The sequence below is a fragment of the Streptomyces sp. NPDC047453 genome, assembly GCF_040643155.1.
GTDB lineage: Bacteria > Actinomycetota > Actinomycetes > Streptomycetales > Streptomycetaceae > Streptomyces.
This window is the reverse complement of sequence record NZ_JBEYTS010000041.1, coordinates 41,560-62,939: the sequence shown is the minus strand read 5'-3', so window position 1 is coordinate 62,939 and position 21,380 is coordinate 41,560. Positions and strand designations below refer to the sequence as shown.

At 71.9% G+C, this 21,380-nt stretch carries 16 protein-coding genes; 8 read left to right on the top strand and 8 right to left on the bottom strand.

Annotation, left to right across the window (positions count from 1 at the left end; translation table 11 throughout):
* Positions 1-361 precede the first annotated feature (361 nt).
* The 6 genes from ABZ818_RS28715 to ABZ818_RS28690 all read right to left on the bottom strand — a co-directional run bounded on the left by ABZ818_RS28715 (position 362) and on the right by ABZ818_RS28690 (position 7,665).
* Entirely contained in the window at positions 362-1,663 is a 1,302-nt protein-coding gene (locus tag ABZ818_RS28715; protein WP_361420627.1) for an alpha/beta fold hydrolase, read from the bottom strand.
* Positions 1,664-1,771: 108 nt separating this feature from the next.
* On the bottom strand, positions 1,772-2,812 hold the full coding sequence (locus tag ABZ818_RS28710; RefSeq protein ID WP_361420624.1) for a LacI family DNA-binding transcriptional regulator: 1,041 nt from the start codon (positions 2,810-2,812) through the stop codon (positions 1,772-1,774).
* Between the two features lie 167 nt (positions 2,813-2,979).
* Positions 2,980-4,065 (bottom strand): rhamnose ABC transporter substrate-binding protein, encoded by a 1,086-nt coding sequence (gene rhaS / locus ABZ818_RS28705; RefSeq protein WP_361420621.1) that lies wholly within the window; start codon positions 4,063-4,065, stop codon positions 2,980-2,982.
* Between the two features lie 42 nt (positions 4,066-4,107).
* Positions 4,108-5,121 (bottom strand): ABC transporter permease, encoded by a 1,014-nt coding sequence (locus ABZ818_RS28700; RefSeq protein ID WP_361420617.1) that lies wholly within the window; start codon positions 5,119-5,121, stop codon positions 4,108-4,110.
* Positions 5,114-6,154 (bottom strand): ABC transporter permease, encoded by a 1,041-nt coding sequence (locus tag ABZ818_RS28695; protein WP_361420614.1) that lies wholly within the window; start codon positions 6,152-6,154, stop codon positions 5,114-5,116. Before ABZ818_RS28695 ends, ABZ818_RS28700 begins: the two co-directional genes overlap by 8 nt.
* Positions 6,151-7,665, bottom strand: a complete 1,515-nt coding sequence (locus ABZ818_RS28690) for a sugar ABC transporter ATP-binding protein (RefSeq protein ID WP_361420611.1) — start codon at positions 7,663-7,665, stop codon at positions 6,151-6,153. The genes ABZ818_RS28695 and ABZ818_RS28690 overlap by 4 nt, the downstream gene beginning before the upstream one ends.
* Before the next feature lie 289 nt (positions 7,666-7,954).
* Here ABZ818_RS28690 and rhaI point away from each other — a divergent pair, with 289 nt between their 5' ends.
* From rhaI to ABZ818_RS28660, 6 genes are all read left to right on the top strand, one after another.
* Entirely contained in the window at positions 7,955-9,115 is a 1,161-nt protein-coding gene (gene rhaI / locus ABZ818_RS28685) for an L-rhamnose isomerase (protein WP_361420608.1), read from the top strand.
* A gap of 60 nt (positions 9,116-9,175) precedes the next feature.
* The gene (locus ABZ818_RS28680) at positions 9,176-11,215 is read left to right on the top strand and encodes a bifunctional aldolase/short-chain dehydrogenase (protein WP_361420605.1); all 2,040 of its coding nucleotides are present in this window, start codon (positions 9,176-9,178) and stop codon (positions 11,213-11,215) included.
* Positions 11,212-12,666 (top strand): rhamnulokinase family protein, encoded by a 1,455-nt coding sequence (locus ABZ818_RS28675; protein WP_361420602.1) that lies wholly within the window; start codon positions 11,212-11,214, stop codon positions 12,664-12,666. The genes ABZ818_RS28680 and ABZ818_RS28675 overlap by 4 nt, the downstream gene beginning before the upstream one ends.
* 120 nt (positions 12,667-12,786) lie before the next feature.
* The gene (locus ABZ818_RS28670; RefSeq protein WP_361420599.1) at positions 12,787-13,542 is read left to right on the top strand and encodes a (Fe-S)-binding protein; all 756 of its coding nucleotides are present in this window, start codon (positions 12,787-12,789) and stop codon (positions 13,540-13,542) included.
* The gene (locus ABZ818_RS28665; RefSeq protein WP_361420596.1) at positions 13,539-15,041 is read left to right on the top strand and encodes a lactate utilization protein B; all 1,503 of its coding nucleotides are present in this window, start codon (positions 13,539-13,541) and stop codon (positions 15,039-15,041) included. The genes ABZ818_RS28670 and ABZ818_RS28665 overlap by 4 nt, the downstream gene beginning before the upstream one ends.
* Entirely contained in the window at positions 15,038-15,721 is a 684-nt protein-coding gene (locus tag ABZ818_RS28660) for an LUD domain-containing protein (RefSeq protein ID WP_361420593.1), read from the top strand. Before ABZ818_RS28665 ends, ABZ818_RS28660 begins: the two co-directional genes overlap by 4 nt.
* A gap of 33 nt (positions 15,722-15,754) precedes the next feature.
* Here the strand turns inward: ABZ818_RS28660 and ABZ818_RS28655 are convergent, their stop codons facing one another.
* Positions 15,755-16,120, bottom strand: coding sequence for a cupin domain-containing protein (locus ABZ818_RS28655; protein WP_361420590.1), 366 nt, complete (start codon positions 16,118-16,120; stop codon positions 15,755-15,757).
* A gap of 229 nt (positions 16,121-16,349) precedes the next feature.
* On the opposite strand from ABZ818_RS28655, the gene ABZ818_RS28650 reads away from it, so the two are divergent.
* The gene (locus ABZ818_RS28650) at positions 16,350-17,267 is read left to right on the top strand and encodes an aminoglycoside phosphotransferase family protein (protein WP_361420587.1); all 918 of its coding nucleotides are present in this window, start codon (positions 16,350-16,352) and stop codon (positions 17,265-17,267) included.
* A gap of 738 nt (positions 17,268-18,005) precedes the next feature.
* Here ABZ818_RS28650 and ABZ818_RS28645 read toward each other — a convergent pair.
* Positions 18,006-19,031, bottom strand: coding sequence for a cytochrome c oxidase assembly protein (locus ABZ818_RS28645; RefSeq protein ID WP_361420584.1), 1,026 nt, complete (start codon positions 19,029-19,031; stop codon positions 18,006-18,008).
* A gap of 444 nt (positions 19,032-19,475) precedes the next feature.
* Here ABZ818_RS28645 and ABZ818_RS28640 point away from each other — a divergent pair, with 444 nt between their 5' ends.
* A complete protein-coding gene (locus ABZ818_RS28640) occupies positions 19,476-21,269 on the top strand; it encodes a bifunctional metallophosphatase/5'-nucleotidase (protein ID WP_361420581.1) in 1,794 nt (597 codons plus the stop codon).
* Positions 21,270-21,380 lie beyond the last annotated feature (111 nt).

Below are 21,380 nucleotides of genomic sequence, written 5' to 3'. Positions count from 1 at the left end.
GCACCACCGGCCTCTTCTTCTGCGAACCCATCGCACCAGCCCTGTCCGGCAGAACGGAAGGGGAATCTGCCACACACCAGCCTCCCGACCAAACAGCCCAGAGCTAAGCAGCGACACGCTACTAGTGCCGCGGCAGGCGACGTTTGCCCGTGAAGGAGCGGCGTCCGGTGCGTGCTCTCCGCGGGCCGGCCGGAAGTCCTCGTACTGAACGTACTTGGGCTTTCGGCCGGTGCGGCGGGTGGGGGTCCCCCCTGCTCGAAGAGCCCGGGGGAGCGTGCCGGGCGTCGCGACGGGGCGAACGTCGCCTGTTGGGGCACTGGGCCTCGGTGTCACGGACGCGGACCGGCCGGTGCCGCCGGCGTCACACGTCGCCGCGGACGAGCCCGAGCAGCCGGTCCAGGACGCGGGGCCCGCCGGCCCGGACGCCGTCGTGCTCGAACTCGTCGGTGACCCAGGTGCGCAGGCCGCGGATCGCTCGGGCGGTCCCGAGGGCGTGGGCGGTGTCGACGTACATGTCGTCGTGGTAGACGGCCGCGGCGACCGGTACCTCGTTGGCGGCCAGGCGGGCGGGGTCGTACAGGGGCTGCCAGTCGGTGCGGGCGGCGAGCAGGTCGGCCGTCTCGCGCAGCGGGCGCAGCGCCGGGTCGCAGTCGAACATCCAGGGGTGCACGGTCTCGCCGGTGAACAGCACCGGCCCGTCCCCGGCGAGGGCCTTGGCGGCGTCGAACTGCGGGAACTCCGCGCGGACCCGCTCGGCCGACCAGGCGGTGGGGCGGGTGCCCTGGCCGTAGATCGCCTCGTGGACGAGGGCGTACAGCGGGTGGCCGGCGTACGACAGCAGTCCCTGGACCTCTTCCTGGAAGGCGTCGGACAGTTCCGGGCCGTTCGGGGTGCGGACGAAGGCGTGCTCCAGGAGGAAGTGGAGGCGGTGGCTGCCGTCGCCGCCGCCGAGCATGATGCCGAGCGACTGGAAGGCCTCGACGGTCAGCCGGTAGCCGTTCGGGAGCACCACATCGTGGGTGAGCAGGTGGTCGGCGATGCGGCGGGCGCGGTCGACGTCCTGCGGGTAGCGGGCGTAGTGGGCGGCGACCTTGCGCTCGATGCGCGGGTAGGCGGCCCGGTAGACGTCGTCGGCGTGGGCGTCGAGCGAGGGCAGGCCGCCGGTGATCAGGGCGGCGGCCATGCCCTCGGGGTGCGTCGACAGGTAGTTCACGGTGCAGAAGCCGCCGAAGCTCTGCCCGAGGACGGTCCAGGGCGCGCCACCGGTCACGTCGGGACGGATCGCCTCGCAGTCGCGGACGATCGAGTCGGCGCGGAAGTGCGTGAGGTAGTCGGCCTGTTCGGCGGCGCCGCCGCGCAGCGGCAGGGTCTGGCGGTTGGCGGGCGTGGAGTGGCCGGTGCCGCGCTGGTCGAGGAGCAGGACCCGGTAGTCCTCCAGGGCCCGGCCGAACCAGGCCTGCCGTCCGATGAAACGGTTCGCCCCGAAGCCGGGACCGCCCTGGAGGTACACCAGCCACGGGAGGTCCCTGTCGGCCTTGTCCCGTGCGACGGCCTCACGTGCGTAGAGCTCGATCGTCTCCCCGGCCGGGTCGTCGTGGTCGAGCGGCACGGTGAAGGTGCGATCGGTGAGAACGACGCCGGGGTGGCGGTAGCTGACGGTCAAGGGTTCTCCCGGGACGGAGGGTTTACGGCCGCGTCCCAGTTCAGCACATGTTCCTCCGCCGCCTGACCACGGGGATCAGGAATTCGTACCGCATGCGGGGTGGACGCGTCACTGGGTGGCCGGTGGGCGCCCGGGCAGGCTGGAGCTGCGCACCACCAGCTCCGGCTGGAGCACGACCCGCCGGTGCTCGTGCGCCGCCCGCGCCCCCGGCGCCTCGGTCTCCTCCAGCAGCAGCTCCGCCGCCAGGGCGCCCATGGTGACCGCGGGCTGGCGGACCGAAGTGAGCGGCACGGCCGCGGCGGCGGCGAACTCGATGTCGTCGTAGCCGACGATGGCGAGGTCGTCGGGGACGCGGACCCCGGCCGCGTACATGGCCTGCAGCACACCGAGGGCGAGCAGGTCGTTGGCGCAGAAGACGGCCGTGGGCCGGTCGGCGAGGCCGAGGAGGCGGGCGCCCGCGTCCCGTCCGGCGGCCACGTCCAGACGCTCGGTGGGCAACTCGCGCAGCGCGTCGGGGCCGAGACCGGCCTCGGCGAGCACGTTCAGGGCGCCGGTACGGCGGTCGCGGACCTGGTTCAGGCCGGGCGGGCCGCTGACGTACGCGAGGGAGCGGTGCCCCGCGTCCACCAGGTGCCGTACCGCGAGCGCCCCGCCCGCCACGTCGTCCATGGAGACCGAGCACTCGGTGGCGCCCTCGGCGACCCGGTCGACCAGTACGAAGGGGATGCCGTGGCGGCGGAAGGCCGCGATGTTGCGGCCGGTGGCGTCGGCCGGGGTGAGCAGGACGCCGCGCACCCGCTGTTCGGCGAAGAGGGACAGGTACTCGGCCTCCTCCCCTGGGCTCTGCGCGCTGTTGCAGACCATCACGCCGAGCCCGGCCGCGCGGGCCGCCCGCTCGGCGCCCCGGGCGACGTCCACGAAGAAGGGGTTGCCCATGTCGAGGACGAGCAGCCCCATGATCCGGCTGCGGCCCGCGCGCAGCTGGCGCGCGGACTCGCTGCGGACGTAGCCGAGCCGGTCGATCGCGGACTGCACCCGGACCCGGGTCTCGGTGGCGACGGTCTCCGGACGGTTGATGACGTTCGAGACCGTGCCCACGGAGACACCGGCGGCGCGTGCGACGTCCTTGATACCCACCGATGGGGCCATCGGGCGGAAACCTCCAGGGATGCGAGGGGCGGCGGGCGGGCCTTCACATTACCGTCATGGCACCGCACATCTGAGCGGGTCGGAGGGGGGTCGGATGCGGGTCGGGCGAGGGGGAAGACCTCGCCAAGGGGCTTCGTCTCCTCGGCCGGGCGGCTGCCGCCCGGACGCTAGAAGTCGAACTGGTCGATGTTCTTCGCGTCGAAGACGGTCGGCTTGCCGAGGTTGATCAGACCGTCCTTGCCGATGGTGTACGACCCCATGGCGCCGGTCTTGAAGGTCTCGCCCTCCTTGCCGGTGATCTGCCCGGAGGAGAGGGCGACCGCGGTGTACGCGGCCAGCTCGCCGAGCTTGGCCGGGTCCCACAGCTCGAAGGCCTCGACGGTGCCGTTCTTGACGTACTTGCGCATGTCGTTGGGGGTGCCGAGGCCGGTCAGCCTGACCTTGCCCTTGTACTTGGAGCCGGACAGGTACTGGGCGGCGGCCTTGATGCCGACGGTGGTCGGGGAGATGATCCCCTTCAGGTTCGGGTACTGCTGGAGCAGACCCTGGGTCTGCTGGAAGGACGCCTGCGCGTCGTCGTTGCCGTATGCGATCTTGACCAGCTTGACGTCCTTGTACTTGGGGTCCGTCAGCTCCTGCTTCATGTAGTCGATCCAGGTGTTCTGGTTCGTCGCGGTCTGCGCGGCGGACAGGATCGCGATCTCGCCCTTGTAGCCGATCTGCTCCGCGAGCAGTTGCACCTCGGTGCGGCCGAGGTCCTCGGCGGACGCCTGCGAGACGAAGGCGTTGCGGCAGTCGGGCTTGGTGTCGGAGTCGTAGGTGACGACCTTGATGCCGTTCTTCATGGCCTGCTTCAGCGCGGTGCACAGGGCGCCCGGGTCCTGCGCGGACACGGCCATCGCGTCGACCTGCTGCTGGGTGAGGGTGTTGACGTAGGAGACCTGGCCGGAGGTGTCGGTGGCGCTGGACGGTCCGACCTCCTTGTACTTCTCGCCCAGTTCCTCCAGGGCCTTCCTGCCGCCGTTGTCGGCGGAGGTGAAGTAGGGGTTGTTGACCTGCTTGGGCAGGAAGCCGACGGTCAGGCCCTTCTTGGTCGGGGCGTTCGGGTCGGCCTTGCCGGCCGGGGAGGCGGCCGCGCCGCCGTCCTTGCCGACGTCGTTCTTGGTGGTGCCGCCGCAGGCGGTGGCGGCCAGGGCGAGGGAGGTCGCGGCGGCGAGGGCCGCGCAGGTGCGGCGGATCATCGGCTTGCGCATGGTGAACGTCCTTTACGAGGGTGGCGAGGTGGGCGGAGCGGTTTACGAAGTCGGGGCGGGCGCCTTGGACTCGGGCGCCGGGGAGGCCCGGCGCCGGCCCCTGGCGACGGAGACCTGGCGTGCGACCCGCGGGCCGAGGACGGAGACGACGAGCAGGGCTCCGGTGACGACGATCTGCGACTGGGCGGAGACGTTCAGCAGGCTCATCACGTTCTGCGACGCGCCCAGCAGGAAGACCCCGGCGACGGCGCCGCCGAGCGTGCCCTTCCCGCCGTCGAAGTCGATGCCGCCGAGCAACACCGCCGCGACGACGGAGAGTTCCAGCCCGGTGGCGTTGTCGTAGCGGGCGCTGGCGTAGTGCAGGGCCCAGAAGACGCCGGTCAGGGCGGACATGAGGCCGGTGGCGACGAACAGGACCAGCTTGTCGCGCTTGACCCGGATGCCGGCGAACCGGGCCGTCTCCTCACTGGCGCCGATCGCGAACAGCGACCGACCGAAGGGCGTGGCGTGCAGGGTGACCACGGCGATCACCAGCAGGATCAGGAAGGGCAGGAACGCCTGCGGCAGGAAGGTGTTCCCGACGCGTCCGGCCGCGAAGTCCAGGTACGGGGTGGGGAAGTCGGTCACCGCGTCGGAACCGAGCACGATCTGCGCGATGCCCCGGTAGGCGGCGAGGGTGCCGATGGTCACCGCGAGGGACGGCAGTCCGAGCCTGGTCACCAGCAGGCCGTTGACCAGGCCGCACACCGCGCCGAGCAGCAGGCACAGCGGGATGATCGTCTCGATCGCCATGCCCTGGTTCCACAGGGCGCCCATCACGGCGCCGGACAGACCGGCGGTGGAGGCCACCGACAGGTCGATCTCACCGGAGATCACGAGGAGGGTCATCGGCAGGGCGATCAGCGCGATCGGCAGGGTGTTGCCGATCAGGAACGACAGGTTGAGGGCGTTGCCGAAGCCGTCGACGAAGCCGAAGGAGAACAGCAGGACCACCACGAGCAGGGCACCGACGACGGTGTCCCAGCGCACGGCACGGGAGAGGTCGAAGTCAGCCATGGCGGGCGTTCCTCTTCTTCAGGGCCGACGCCACGCGCAGCGAGACGACGCGGTCGACCGCGATGGCGAGCAGAAGCAGCAGGCCGTTGATCGCCAGCACCCAGACGGAGCTGACGCCGAGGGCGGGCAGCACACTGTTGACGGAGGTCAGCAGCAGGGCGCCGAGGGCCGCTCCGTACACGCTGCCGGAGCCGCCGGTGAAGACCACGCCGCCGACCACGACCGCGCTGACGACGGTGAGTTCGTATCCGCTGCCGGTGCCGGAGTCGACGTTGCCGAACCGGGCCAGGTACATCGCCCCGGCCAGACCGGCGAGGCCGCCGCAGAAGGTGTAGGCGGCCACGACGCGCTTGCGCACCGGGATGCCGGCGAGCCGGGCGGCCTCCGGGTTGGAGCCGAGCGCGTACAGTTCGCGGCCGCTGCCGTAGTGCTTGAGGTAGTACGCCGTCGCCACCAGGACCGCGAGGGCGATCAGCGCCAGGTACGGCACCGTCCCGATCCCGCCGGAGCCGAAGTCGACGAACCCGCCGGGCAGATCGGCCGCGGTGATCTGGCGGGAGCCGACCCAGACGGAGTCGATGCCGCGGATGATGTAGAGGGTGCCGAGGGTGACGACGAGCGCGGGCACCTGGCCGAGGCTGACGAGGAGCCCGTTCAGCAGGCCGAAGCCGGTACCGAGGAGCACCGCCAGGATCACGGCCACCACGGCGTTGCCGCCGCCCTGCAGGCAGGTGCCGGCGGCGAAGGCGCTGATGCCGAGCGTGGAGCCGACCGACAGGTCGACGTTGCGGGTGATGACGACCAGGGACTGGCCGGTGGCGACCAGCACCAGGATGGTCGCGTTCAGCAGCAGGTCCTTGACGCCCTGCTCGGACAGGAATTCGCTGTTGCCCGCCTGGGCGACGGCGATCAGCGCCAGGAAGACGACCAGGATGGCGAGTTCGCGCATCTTGAAGACGCGGTCGACCAGCCGGGTGCCACTGGACCGGTGCGCCTCGGCGGCGGAGGCGGGCTTGGGGGCGGTCGCGGTCACGCGGCCCTCCCCGTGGCTGCGGCCATCACGGTTTCCTCGGTGGCGTCGGAGCGGGGGATCTCGGCGGTCAGCCGGCCCTCGTGCATCACGAGCACACGGTCGGCCATGCCGAGGATCTCGGGCAGGTCGGAGGAGATCATCAGGACGGCGACCCCGTCGGCGGCCAGTTGGCTGAGCAGCCGGTGCACCTCGGCCTTGGTGCCGACGTCGATGCCGCGGGTCGGCTCGTCGACGATGAGCACCTTGGGGCCGGTGGCGAGCCACTTGGCGAGGACGACCTTCTGCTGGTTGCCGCCGGAGAGCGTGGAGACGGTGTCGGCGATCCGGGCGTACTTGACCCGGAGCCTGACGGCCCAGTCCAGGGAGCGGCTGCGTTCCGCGCCGCGGTCCATCAGGCCGGCCTTCACGGTCGTACGGAGTCCGGTGAGGCCGATGTTGCGCTCGATGGACATGTTCATCACCAAGCCCTGGGCGCGCCGGTCCTCGGGGACCAGGGCGAGCCCGGCGGCCATCGCGGTGGACGGGGCGCCCTTGGTGAGCCGGCGTCCGTCGACCTCGACCTCGCCGGCGTCCCAGCGGTCGATGCCGAAGACTGCGCGGGCGACCTCCGTGCGCCCGGCGCCGACCAGTCCGGCGAGGCCCACGATCTCGCCGCGCCGCACGTCGAAGGAGACATCGGTGAAGACACCCTCGCGGGTCAGCCGGCGCACGCTGAGCGCGACATCGCCCGGTGCCACGTCCTGCTTGGGGTAGAGCTCGTCGAGGTCGCGGCCGACCATGCGCCGCACGAGGTCGTCCTCGGTCATGCCGTCCAGTGGCTCGGTGGCGATCCAGGCGCCGTCGCGCAGGGTCGTCACCCGTCGGCAGATCTCGAAGATCTCCTCCAGGCGGTGCGAGATGAACAGCACCGCGGCTCCCTGGTCGCGCAGGGCACGCACGACGTTGAAGAGGCGGGCGACCTCGCTGCCGGTCAGGGCCGCGGTCGGCTCGTCCATGATCAGGACGCGGGCGTCGAAGGAGAGCGCCTTGGCGATCTCGACGATCTGCTGGTCGGCGATGGACAGTCCGCGTGCGGGACGGTCGGGGTCGAGGTCGACGCCGAGGCGCCCCATCAGGGCGCGGGTGGCCTCGTGGGTGGCCTTGTGATCGATACGGCCCAGGGCCCGCCGGGGCCTGCGGCTCATGAAGATGTTCTCGGCGATCGACAGGTCGGGGAAGAGCGTCGGTTCCTGGTAGATCACGGCGATGCCGGCGTCGCGGGCGTCGCCGGGGCCGTGGAAGACGACGGGCTCGCCGTCGAGCAGCACCTGGCCGGCGTCGGGCCGGTGCACCCCGGCAAGGGTCTTGATGAGGGTCGACTTGCCCGCGCCGTTCTCCCCGGCGAGGGCGTGCACCTGTCCCGGAAGCAGTTCCAGGGACACGTTCCTGAGGGCACGCACCGCACCGAAGGACTTCGAGATGTCCCTGAGCGCCAGCACCGGGGCCGGACCCGTGTCGGACGGGTGAGTCATGGGGGCTCCTCGACGACGCCGACGGAAGGGCCGCCCCACGTCGTGAAAGGTTTCAACCTGGTTGGCCGGGACGTTAGGCAAGGAGCCGATGGCACGTCAATGGGTGCGGATCGAAAACATCACGGTCCAGGGTCACAAAGGGATTACGGAGAGCTGCCCGCACCGGAAGGGTTGACACCCCCGTCGGTGACTCATAGCTTCCAATCCTGAATCGTTTCACAAGAGGCTGTTCAGATACCCGCCAAGGCCTGTCAGCAGACTTTCGACCCGACGTCACAGGAGCCCTGCAGTGACCGAGCTCGCCGCGGTGAAGGCCGCCCTCAAGACCCAGGCCGTCGAGACGCCGTCGTGGGCGTACGGGAACTCGGGGACCCGCTTCAAGGTGTTCGCGCAGGCGGGCGTGCCGCGTACGCCGTGGGAGAAGGTGGACGACGCGGCCCAGGTGCACGCCGTCACCGGCGTCGCGCCGGCCGTCGCCCTGCACATCCCGTGGGACAGGGTCGACGACTACGCGGCGCTCGCCCGGCACGCGGAGGACCGCGGCCTGACGCTGGGCGCGATCAACTCCAACACCTTCCAGGACGACGACTACAAGCTCGGCAGTATCTGCCATCCGGACGCGGCGGTGCGGCGCAAGGCGGTCGACCACCTGCTGGAGTGCGTCGACATCATGGACGCCACCGGATCGAGCGATCTGAAGCTCTGGTTCGCCGACGGCACGAACTACCCCGGCCAGGACGACGTGCGGGGACGGCAGGACCGGCTGGCTCAAGGGCTGGCCGAGGTGTACGAGCGGCTCGGCGAGGGGCAGCGGATGCTGCTGGAGTACAAGCTGTTCGAGCCGGCCTTCTACAGCACGGACGTCCCGGACTGGGGAACGGCGTACGCGCACTGCCTGAGGCTGGGACCGAAGGCGCGGGTCGTGGTGGACACCGGGCACCACGCCCCGGGCACGAACATCGAGTTCATCGTCGCCACCCTGCTGCGGGAGGAAAGGCTCGGCGGGTTCGACTTCAACTCCCGGTTCTACGCCGACGACGACCTGATGGCGGGCGCGGCCGATCCCTTCCAGCTGTTCCGGATCATGTACGAGGTGGTGCGCGGGGGCGGGTTCACGTCCGAGGTCGCGTTCATGCTCGACCAGTGCCACAACGTCGAGGCGAAGATCCCGGCGATCATCCGGTCCGTGATGAACGTTCAGGAGGCGACGGCCAAGGCATTGCTGGTGGACCGGAGCGCGTTGTCCGCCGCACAGGGCTCCGGGGGCGTACTCGAGGCCAACGCCGTGCTGATGGACGCGTACAACACGGACGTGCGTCCGCTGCTGCGTGAGGTGCGGGAGGAGATGGGGCTGGACCCCGAGCCTCTTGCGGCGTATCGCCGGTCGGGGTGGGCGGAGAAGATCGTCGCCGAACGGGTGGGAGGCCGGCAGGCCGGGTGGGGGGCGTAGTTCCCCACCGACACAGCCCGCGCCCCTTCTTGTCCTCCCCTCTCCTGAATGGAACCCCCTATGTCACTTCACCCCGAGGCCGCCGCCCTTCTGTTCCGGTCCCATCGGCTCGGCGCCGATCCCCGGAACACCAACTACGCGGGCGGCAACGCGTCCGCGAAGGGCACCGGCACCGATCCCGTCACCGGCGGTGACGTCGAGCTGATGTGGGTGAAGGGGTCCGGGGGCGACCTCGGGACACTCACCGAGGGCGGGCTCGCCGTGCTGCGGCTGGACCGGCTGCGGGCACTGAAGGACGTCTACCCGGGTGTCGAGCGCGAGGACGAGATGGTCGCCGCGTTCGACTACTGCCTGCACGGCAAGGGAGGGGCGGCGCCCTCCATCGACACCGCCATGCACGGGCTGGTCGGCGCCCCGCACGTGGACCATCTGCACCCCGACTCCGGTATCGCGCTCGCCTGTGCCGCCGACGGGGAGAAGCTGACCGCCGAGTGCTTCGGGGACCGCGTGGTGTGGGTGCCGTGGCGGCGGCCCGGGTTCCAGCTGGGGCTGGACATCGCGGCGGTCAGGGAAGCCAATCCGCGGGCGATCGGCTGTGTCCTCGGCGGGCACGGGATCACCGCGTGGGGCGCGGACTCCGAGGAGTGCGAGCGCAACTCGCTGCACATCATCCGCACCGCCGAGGACTTCCTCGCCGAACGCGGGAAGCCCGAGCCGTTCGGGGCGGTCGTCGAGGGGTACGAGGCGCTGCCCGAGGGCGAGCGGAAGGAGCGGGCCGCCGCCCTGGCACCCCACGTACGCGCGCTCGCCTCGCGGGACAGGGCACAGGTCGGGCACTTCAGCGATGCACACGTCGTGCTCGACTTCCTCTCCCGTGCCGGGCATCCGCGGCTCGCGGCGCTCGGCACCTCCTGCCCGGACCACTTCCTGCGGACCAAGGTGCGGCCGCTCGTGCTCGACCTGCCGCCGGCGGCTCCGCTGGAGCAGGCGATCGCCCGGCTGATGGAGTTGCATGCCGAGTACCGCGCGGAGTACGCCGCCTACTACCAGAGGCACGCGCTGCCCGACTCCCCCGCGATGCGCGGCGCGGACCCGGCGATCGTGCTCGTGCCGGGCGTCGGCATGTTCTCCTTCGGCAAGGACCAGCAGACGGCCCGGGTGGCCGGCGAGTTCTACGTGAACGCCGTCAACGTCATGCGGGGCGCGGAGGCCGTGTCGACGTATGCGCCGATCGAGGAGTCGGAGAAGTTCCGTATCGAGTACTGGGCGCTGGAGGAGGCCAAGCTCCGGCGGATGCCCGCGCCGAAGCCCCTCGCGACACGCGTCGCGCTCGTCACCGGCGCGGGCAGCGGCATCGGCAGGGCGATCGCGCGGCGGCTCGTCGACGAAGGCGCGTGCGTCGTGGTCGCCGATCTGAACGCTCACAACGCCGCCGTCGTCGCCGAGGAGCTGGGCGGGCCCGACAAGGCGGTCGCCGTGACCGTGGACGTGACGGACGAGGAGCAGATCGCGGGTGCCTTCCAGGCGGCGCTGCTCGCGTTCGGCGGGGTGGACCTGGTCGTCAACAACGCCGGCATCTCGATCTCCAAGCCGTTGCTGGAGACCTCGGCCGAGGACTGGGACCTCCAGCACGACATCATGGCGCGCGGGTCGTTCCTGGTCGCGCGGGAAGCGGCGCGGGTGATGATCGCGCAGGGGCTGGGCGGTGACATCGTCTACATCGCTTCCAAGAACGCCGTGTTCGCCGGGCCCAAGAACATCGCCTACTCGGCCACCAAGGCCGACCAGGCGCATCAAGTGCGGCTGCTGGCAGCCGAGTTGGGTGAACACGGGATCCGGGTCAACGGGGTCAACCCGGACGGGGTCGTACGCGGCTCCGGAATCTTCGCGGGTGGCTGGGGCGCGCAGCGGGCCGCCGTGTACGGAGTGCCGGAGGAGAAGCTCGGCGAGTTCTACGCCCAACGGACGCTGCTCAAGCGGGAGGTGCTGCCCGAGCACGTCGCGAACGCCGTCTTCGCGTTGACCGGCGGGGAACTGACCCACACCACGGGGCTGCACGTCCCGGTCGACGCCGGCGTCGCGGCCGCCTTCCTGCGATGAGCCCGGACGTGAGGGTGTACGCCGCCGTCGACCTCGGCGCGTCCAGCGGCCGGGTCATGGTCGGCCGGGTCGGCCGCGACCGGTTGGAGCTGACCGAGGCGCACCGCTTCCCCAACCGGCCGGTGCGGCTTCCCGAGGGGCTGCGCTGGGACGTGCTCGCCCTGTACGCCGGGGTGCTGGAAGGGCTGCGGGCGGCGGGCCGGGTGGATTCCATCGGCATCGACGGCTGGGCCGTGGACTACGGCCTGCTCGACGCGGACGGCGCCCTGCTCGGCAATCCCGTCCATTACCGCGACGCGCGCACCGAGGGCGTGGCACAGAAGATCCGGGCGACGATGCCGGCCGCCGAACTGTACGCGGCGACCGGCATCCAGGACGCGCCCTTCAACACCCTGTACCAGCTGACGGCGGCCCGCTCCTCTCCCCAACTCGCCACCGCGCGACGCCTGCTGCTGCTCCCCGACCTGCTGACGTACTGGCTCACGGGCGAGCAGGGCACCGAGCTCACCAACGCCTCGACCACCCAGCTCGTCGACCCGCGCACGCACGACTGGTCGTACGAGGTCGCGGCCCGGCTGGGCATCGACCTGGACCTGTTCGCGCCGCTGCGCCGGCCCGGGGATCCGGCGGGCGTGCTGCGGCCCGAGGTGCTGCGGGAGACCGGGCTGCGCGGGACGGTGCCGGTGACGGCCGTCGCCTCGCACGACACGGCGTCCGCGGTGGCCGCCGTGCCCGCCGGCGGGGAACGGTTCGCGTACATCTGCACGGGCACCTGGTCGCTGACCGGCCTGGAGCTGGACGCCCCGGTGCTCACCGAGGACAGCCGCGCCGCCAACTTCACCAATGAGCTGGGGCTCGACGACACGGTCCGCTACCTGCGCAACATCATGGGGCTGTGGCTGCTCCAGGAGTGCGTACGGGCCTGGGGCGACCCGGACCTGGGCGAGCTGCTGCGGGAGGCTGCCGAGGTGCCCGCGCTCCGCTCGGTCGTGGACGCGGGCGACGCCGCTTTCCTCGCACCGGGCCGGATGCCGGAGCGGATCGCGGCGGCCTGCCGGGCCTCCGGTCAACCGGTGCCCGGCTCCCCCGCCGAGACCACCCGCTGCATCCTCGACTCCCTCGCCCTCGCCCACCGCCGGGCGGTCGCCGAGGCGCAGCGGCTGGCCGACCGTCCCGTCGACGTCGTGCACATCGTGGGCGGTGGCGCCCGCAACGCCTTGTTGTGCCGGCTGACCGCCGACGCCTGCGGGCTGCCCGTGGTCGCCGGGCCGGCCGAGGCGGCGGCCCTCGGCAACGTCCTGGTGCAGGCCCGGGCGCACGGGCTCGTCGGCGACCGGGCCGACATGCGGGCCCTGCTCGCCCGGACGCAGCCGCTCGTGCGGTACGAGCCGGGCGGCGAGGGGGCGGCCTGGCGCGCGGCCGAGGCCCGGCTCGCCGCCGTCACCCCGTGAGCCGCTGCCTCGCCAGGCCGGGAGCCCGCGGTCTCCGCCGCGCCGGAAACCGGAGTCTCCCGTCGGGCCCCTCGCCTGACTACGCTTCACTCGTCCGATGACCGACCACGAGGAGCCGCGATGCGTGTCGCTCTGTTCCTGACCTGCGTCAACGACACGCTCTATCCGGACACCGGGCGTGCGGTGGTGAAACTCCTGACCAGGCTGGGCGTGGAGGTGGACTTCCCGATGGCCCAGACATGCTGCGGGCAGGCGCACTACAACACCGGGTACCGGCACGAGGCCGAGCCGCTGGCCCGGCGTTTCTCCGATGTCTTCCGGGACTACGAGGCGATCGTGACGCCGTCCGGTTCCTGTGGTGCGATGGTGCGGGAGCTGTATCCGCGCATGGGCGCGCGGGCACGGGCCGAGGGGCGCGGGGGCGGGCTCGCGGCCACCCTGGCCCCGGTGGTGCCCAGGACGTACGAACTGACGGAGTTCCTGGTGGACGTGCTGGGGGTGACGGACGTGGGCGCGTACTACCCGCACACGGTGACCTATCACCCGACCTGCCACGGGCTGCGGAGCCTGGGCCTGGGGGACCGGCCGCTGCGGCTGCTGCGCGCGGTGAAGGGGCTGGAGCTGGTGGAGCTGCCCGGGGCCGAGGAGTGCTGCGGCTTCGGCGGCACCTTCGCGGTGAAGAACCCCGACGTCTCGGCGGCGATGGGCGCCGACAAGGTGCGCAACGCCGAGTCGACGGGCGCGGAGGTGCTGTGCGCGGGCGACAACTCGTGCCTGATGCACATCGGCGGCACGATGGCCCGCCTCGGGACGCGCATGCGGCCGGTGCACATCGCGGAGATCCTGGCCGGCACGGAGGAGGAGGCCGCGGCATGAGCGCGACGTTCGTGGGAATGCCCGGCTCCTCGGCGTTCCCCGCCTTCCCCCGGGCCGCGCACGACGCCGTGCGCGACACCACTCTGCGCGGCAATCTGCGCCACGCCACCCACACCATCCGCGCCAAGCGGGCCGCGGCCGTGGCGGAGATGCCGGACTGGGCGGCGCTGCGTGAGGCGGGACGGCAGATCAAGGACCACACCCTGCGTCATCTGGACTGGTATCTGGTGCGGGTGGAGGAGGCGGTCACCGCCGCGGGCGGAACCGTCCACTGGGCCGCCGACGCCGACGAGGCCAACCGGATCGTGGCCGGACTGGTCAGGGCCACGGGCGAGAGCGAGGTCGTCAAGGTCAAGTCGATGGCCACCCAGGAGATCGGCCTCAACGAGGCCCTCGAGGCCGAGGGCATCCGGGCCTACGAGACCGATCTCGCCGAGCTGATCGTGCAGTTGGGCCACGACCGGCCCTCGCACATCCTCGTGCCCGCGATCCACCGCAACCGCGGCGAGATCCGGGACATCTTCCGCTCCGAGATGAGCCGGTGGGGCCGCCCGGCCCCCGAGGGCCTCACCGACACGCCTGCCGAACTCGCCGAGGCCGCGCGGCTGCACCTGCGGGAGAAGTTCCTGCGCGCCAAGGTCGGCATCTCCGGCGCCAACTTCGTCGTCGCCGAGACCGGCACGCTGGTGGTGGTGGAGTCCGAGGGGAACGGGCGGATGTGCCTGACCCTGCCCGAGACGCTGATCTCGGTCGTCGGCATCGAGAAGATCGTGCCCACCTGGCGCGACCTGGAAGTCTTCCTCCAGACGCTCCCCCGCTCCTCGACGGCAGAGCGGATGAACCCGTACACGTCCATGTGGACCGGCACCACCGACGGCGACGGGCCCGCGACCTTCCACCTGGTGCTGCTCGACAACGGCCGCACCGACACCCTCGCCGACGAGGTCGGCCGCCAGGCCCTACGCTGCATTCGCTGCTCGGCCTGCCTGAACGTCTGCCCGGTCTACGAGCGGGCCGGCGGGCACGCCTACGGCTCGGTCTACCCCGGCCCGATCGGCGCCATCCTCAGCCCCCAACTGCGCGGCACGGCAAGCGAGATCGACGCCTCCCTGCCGTACGCGTCCTCACTGTGCGGCGCCTGCTACGAGGTGTGCCCGGTGGCCATCGACATCCCCGAGGTACTGGTCCACCTGCGCGAACGCGTCGTCGAGGGCGGCCCGGTGACGCGCGCGGGCAACAAGGTGCTCCTCAAGCCGGCCAAGGGGCACGCCGCCGAGCGCGCGGCCATGCGCGCGGCCCGCTGGGCCCTGACCCGCCCCGGCGCGCTGCGCGGGGGCCAGCGGCTCGCCTCCCGGACCCGTCGCTTCCACCCCCGCACGCTGCCGGGCCCCGGCCGGGCCTGGAGCGGCACCCGCGATCTGCCGCCGGTGCCGGCGGAGCCGTTCCGCGACTGGTGGCAGCGCACGCACGGCGGACCCGGCGGAAAGGACGCGAAGTGAGCAGCAGGGACCGGATCCTGGGCCGGGTACGACGTGCCCTGGCGGACGTACCACCGGACGACACTCCCCCACCAGCGCCGGAACGGCCCGGCAGGCACCCTCGGTACGAGCAGGCGGTCTCCCGCGACTATCTGCGGCAGCACGGCGACCGGAGCACCGAGGAGACGGTGGACCTGCTCGCCGAGAACCTGACCGACTACCGGGCGATCGTGCACCGCTGCGACGCGGAGGGGCTGCCCCGGCTGATCGCCCACCTGCTGGGCGAACGGGGCTCGAACACCGTCCTGGTGCCGCCCGGCCTGGAGCAGGGCTGGCTGACCGCCATCGAGATCACCCTGGTCGCGGACCGGCCGGACAGCACCCCGCACGAACTCGACCGGGTCGACAGCGTCGTCACCGGCTGCGCGGTCGCCGTCGCCGAGACCGGCACCCTCGTCCTGGACGGCTCCCCCGACCAGGGCCGGCGCCGGATCACCCTCGTCCCCGACCACCACATCTGCGTGGTGCGCGTTCCGGGCCAGGTCGTCTCCTCCGTGCCGCAGGCACTGGACCGCCTCGACCCGACCCGGCCGCTGACCTGGATCTCCGGTCCCTCCGCCACCAGTGACATCGAACTGGACCGGGTGGAGGGCGTGCACGGGCCGCGCACCCTGGAGGTGGTGCTGGTGAGCGGGGAGTGACGTCGTCGGGCGGCGTCCTGTCCGCCCCGCCGCCTACACCCCGCCCGGCTTCGCGTACCGCTGTGCCATGGGGCCCGCGAAGTCGTACACCACGACCTGCTCGTCGCCCACGACCCAGGCGTCGTGTCCGGGCGAGCAGACGAAGACGTCGCCCGGTCCCACCTCGGCCTCGCCGCCGTCGTCCATGGCCAGGTGCATACGGCCCTGTACGACATAGCTGTTGTGATGGACCAGGCAGCTGCGTGTCCCGGCGATCGGGCCGACCGACTCGGACCAGCGCCAGCCCGGTTCGAAGGTGGCCACGGCGAAGTCGAGTCGCGTGAGGTGGACGGCTTCGAGGTGGCCCCGTGGGAAGTCGCGCCGCTCGTCCGGCTTCTCGACCGTCTTCACTTCCAGCATGACGGTGATCTCCCTTCCGACCGTTGATCCCTGCGGCCGGGGCCGGTCTCCGTCTCCGCGCCGACGCGCACGGTACCGGCGGGGGCCGAGCCCCGCGCTCTCATCGTCTCCCGGCCGAGGGGCCCTCGCCATTCGGCTCCCGCGGGCGGGCACGGCGCCCGGACGGGTTCCGGGCCGCCGGGCAAAACCAGTTGACCGGACCACGGGACACCTCGTTCGATGGCTGCCCATGTGTGCCGACAGCTCGCGCCCGGACCAGCCGGACTTCGACGACTCGCTCGTGTTGCGGCTGATCGCCGCTCAGTTCCCGCGGTGGGCCGGGCTTCCCGTCCGGCGGATCGGCTCCGCCGGCACCTCCAACGTCATGTACCGGCTCGGCGAGGACATGGTCGTACGGCTGCCCCGCACCGCCGGAGCCTCCGAGGACGTGGACAAGGAGCACACCTGGCTGCCCCGGCTCGCGCCGTCGCTGCCGCTCGCGGTGCCCGTACCACTGGGCATGGGGGCGCCGGACGAGGGCTGCCCCTGGCCCTGGTCCGTCTACCGGTGGATCGACGGGGAGATCCCGGCGGTCGGCGCCGTGGCCGAGCCGCGCCGGCTGGCGACGGACCTGGCGCGGTTCGTCACCGCGCTGCACCGGATCGATCCCGCGGACGGGCCGTCCTCCTACCGCGGTGAACCCCTGGCCGCGCGGGACACCGAGACCCGCGCGGCCATCGCCGCGGTGCGCGGCGCCGTCGACCCGGACGCGGCCGAGGCCGCCTGGGACGAGGCGCTGCGGGCATCGGATCCGGACGGGCCGCCGGTGTGGATCCACGCCGATCTGCAACCCGGGAACATGCTGCTGACCCGGGACCGGCTGTGTGCGGTGATCGACTTCGGCTGCCTCGGGCTGGGCGATCCCGCCGTCGACCTCCTCGCGGCGTGGTACGTGGTGCCGGACACCGCACGGCCGCTCTTCCGCACCGCCCTGAACGTGGACGACGCGACCTGGGCACGGGGCCGCGGCTGGGCCCTGTCGGTCGCGCTCATGGAGCTGTCCCACTACCGCGACACCAACCCGTTCATGGCCCGCGTCGCCCGACACGTCATCACCGAGATCCTCCACGACCACAGCACGGCGCAGGCCGGCATTCGGCGACGGTGACGACTGCGCAAGCGACGCCGAACAGACCGGCGGACGGCCGCGGCGACGGCTGCACGAGCGGAGCCGGGCAGACCAGCAGGCGGTCGCGGTGACAGCTCCACGAGCCGAGCCGGACAGGCCCGCAGACGGCCGCGGTGACCGCTGCGTGAGCGACGCCGGACAGGCCAGCAGGCGGCAGCGGTGACGGCTCCACAAGCCACACGTCGGACGGATCCGCAGACGCCGCAGTGACGGCTGCGCGAGCGGCGCCGGGCAGGTCGGCAGGCCGTAGCGGTGACGGCTGTGCGAGCCACGCCAGACAGGCCAGCGGACGGGTGCAGTGACAGCTCCACGAGCAGCCCGCAGCGGTGGCGGCAGCGCGAGCAGCCCCGGGCAGGCCAACAGGCGGCAGCGGTGACGGTTGTGCCGGCCGCGCCGGGCGGGCCGGTGGACGGCCTTGGTGGCCGCTGCGGGAGTGGCCGGATCACGGGCCGCGGGTGGGGTGGCGCGGGCCGGGTCGGCTTGTGCGGCGCCGCCAGGGCGAAGGAGTTCTCCGGAGCGGCCGTACGGAAGTCGGCGATGCGCAGGTCCGGCCGGCGGCGGTACGGGGGCGTACTCGTCGTCGGTGCCGTCCTCCAGGGCAGCGCAGACACGCCCGTAGGTTCGCGCGCCGGCGGTCCGGCCGGGACGCCGAATGCGCCGGGGCACGACGGCGCACGAGCCGGCCCCCTGGCCCTTTACGGGAGAACCGGGCCGGGTTCAGCCAGTGCCGCGCTGCCGCCTGATCCTGTCGGCCACCTCGTTCTGCTCGGTCTCCCACCAGGGGCGGACGAGCACGGGCGCGGACGCCGGGACCTGTTCGCCGGCCGGCCGGGACGGTCCGGCGACGCGGGCGAGTTCCTGGTCGAGGCGGCGGTCGAGGGCCGCGTTCTGGACGCATTCGGCGCGCGCCCACTGCACCAGGATCGCCAGGATGAAGGGAAGCGCGACCAGTTCGGCGATGCTGACCATCGCGCCGCCGCCGATCTGCTGGTCGTGGTGGACGTCCGTGACCCAGGCGGGCGCGTGGTGCAGGTACCAGGCCCCCGCGATCAGCGTCCCGTGGGTCATCACCACGACACCCGGCAACGCGTCGACGATGCCGTCCAGGAACACCAGCGCGGCCCGCACCGGATGAGTGCACCAGGACGGCAGCGCCCGCTCGTGGGTGAGCACCGGGACGACGAACAGGCAGCCCGCGGTGAGCAGATGCAGGTACATCAGCTCGTGCAGCCAGCCGACGCGCAGCGCCGTGGCGAAGTACGGCGTGAAGTACACGACGAGCTCGGTGGCGAGCACGAGGGCCGTACTGACCAGGGGAAAGGTGAGCACACGCACCAGCCGCCCGGTCATCGCCCGCCGGACCCGCTCCGCTCTGCCCTCCGGCAGCGCCTCCACCGCGAGCCGCAGCGGGTCGCCGAGGGCCAGGCCGAGGGGCGCGACCAGGTCGAGCAGGATGTTCTGCACGGCGGCGGGCCAGAACAGGACGTGGTCGTACACGGCCAGCGCCGACATCGTGGCCACCACCAGCGTGCCCAGTCCGAGCAGCGCGAAGGCGGCGGTACGGGCGGGCGACCAGCTCCTGCCGCGTCTGCGCAGCCGCAGCACGCCCCAGCCGTACAGTCCGCCCAGAACGGCCACCACGACCAGCGCCGGGACGTCGGCCTGCCACGAGGACAGCAGACGACCGAGGGTCGGCTCGGCGAGTTGCCCGGCCGACAGTTCGGTCACCGCGCCAGGAATCATGCGTTTCGCTCTCCATCCACCCACAGGGGACGAGTCGGTTCATGCCTCCTGCGGACGGTAGTCGCCGGCGGCCGCGCCCGGGACGGCAGGGTGAGAGGGCGTCCGGCGCGCCGCGTCAACACGGCACCACGCCCGGGACGGGGCCGCTCAACGGGCCGAACCGCCCGGAAGCCGGGCCTCGCGAGGGCCACGGAGGCCGAGCGAGCCTCGCCCGAAGGCGTCCCCGCGCCCCGGCCGAGCGACGACTTCTCACGGATTCCTCACCGTGGACTTACCGCGACGACCAGCTCTCGGCGTCCACGCGAATCTGTCAAAATCGCCCTGAACTGCAAGCATCCGCCAGATGGAAACCTGTCCGTAACCACGAAGTTCCTGACAACTACGCGCGTTGACTCTAGGCTGCGGCCTGCTGCCCCCACTCTTTCCAGTCACATCAGGAGCACCATGTCGCCGACCCACTCCCGCCGCCCGGCTCCGCGAAGAGCCCTCATAGCGGCTCTCGCCGCGGCCGCCACGCTGGCAACCGCCGGTGCTCTCGTCGCGGCGAACCCCGCGCAGGCCGGCCCCGACGCCGGCTCGACCCCCTTGAAGGACCTCCAGCTCCTCGCCATCAACGACTTCCACGGCAACCTGGAGCCGCCGGCCGGCTCCTCCGGCCGGGTCACCGAGCGGCAGGCCGACGGCACCACGAAGGACATCGACGCCGGCGGCGTGGAGTACCTGGCGAGCAGCCTGCGCACCGCGCGCACGGGCCACGACCGGTCGCTGACCGTCGCCGCCGGCGACATCGTCGGCGCCAGCCCGCTGCTGTCCGGCCTCTTCCACGACGAGCCGACCATCGAGGCGATGAACAAGCTCGGCCTAGACGTCACGGGCGTGGGCAACCACGAGTTCGACGAGGGCAAGGACGAGCTGCTCCGCCTCCAGAACGGCGGCTGCCACCCGGTCGACGGCTGCTACGCCGAGGGTCGCGAGTTCAAGGGCGCCGAGTACCCGATCCTGTCGGCCAACGTGATCAACGAGAAGACCGGCAAGCCGCTTCTCAAGCCGTACGTCGTCCAGAACGTCAAGGGCGCGAAGGTCGGTTTCATCGGCGTCACCCTCAAGGGCACCCCGAACGTCGTCACGGCCGCGGGCGTCAAGGGACTGAAGTTCCTCGACGAGGCCGAGACGATCAACAAGTACACCAAGGAACTCCAGCAGCAGGGCGTCCACGCGATCGTGGCGCTCGTCCACGAGGGCGGGTTCCCGGCTTCCTCGGCGTACAACTACGACTGCGACGCGGGCGGCAGCACCGGGCTGAGCGGTCCCATCGTGGACATCGCCAAGAAGGTCGCGCCGGAGGTCGACGCCCTCGTCACCGGCCACACCCACAACGCGTACGTCTGCTCCATCCCGGACCCGGCGGGCCACCCCCGCCTGGTGACCAGCGCCGCCTCCTACGGCCGGCTCTTCACCGAGCTGAACATGAAGTACGACCCGCGCACCGACGACATCGTCCGCGCCACGGTCAAGGGCTCCAACCGCGTCGTCAACCGGACCCAGTCCAAGGCGGCCGACCTGACGCAGTTGCTCAACGACTGGCAGACCCTGGCCGCGCCGGTCGCCAACAAGCCGGTCGGCTACATCACCAAGGACGTCACCCGCACCGGTGCCGTCGAGTCGCCGCTGGGTGACCTGATCGCGGACGCGCAGCTGGCGCACGCCAAGTCCCTGGACAGCCGTGCCGTCGTGGCGCTGATGAACCCGGGCGGCATCCGTGCCGACCTGGTCTACGCCGCCTCCGGCAAGGAGGGCGACGGCGTGGTGACCTTCGGCGAGGGCTTCGCGGTGCAGCCCTTCAGCAACACGGTCAACCTCAAGAACCTGACCGGCGCGCAGCTGATCACCGTATTGAAGCAGCAGGTCAGCGGCAGCAACGCCGCCGCCCCGAAGTACCTGCAGATCTCCTCCGGCCTCACCTACACCCTGGACCTGACCAAGACGGGCGCCGACCGCGTCGTCGAGGACTCCATCAGGCTGGACGGCAAGCCGATCGACCCCACCGCCACCTACCGCGTCGCCATGAACTCCTTCCTGGCCGACGGCGGTGACGGCTTCACCGAGTTCGCCAAGGGCACCGACCAGTTCGTCGGCAGCGACGACCTGGCCGCCCTGGTCGACTACCTGACGGCGAACACCTCGGCCGCCGCGCCGTACGCGCCGACCGCCGCCGACCGGGTCACCGTCGTCAAGTAAGCGACGATCCGACCGATCGGACGAGGGCGGGCCTCGTACAAGGCCCGCCCTCGCGTGTGTCCGCGGGCGGTACGGCGGACCGGCCGGCGTCGGCGGGGGCCCCGCCCGATG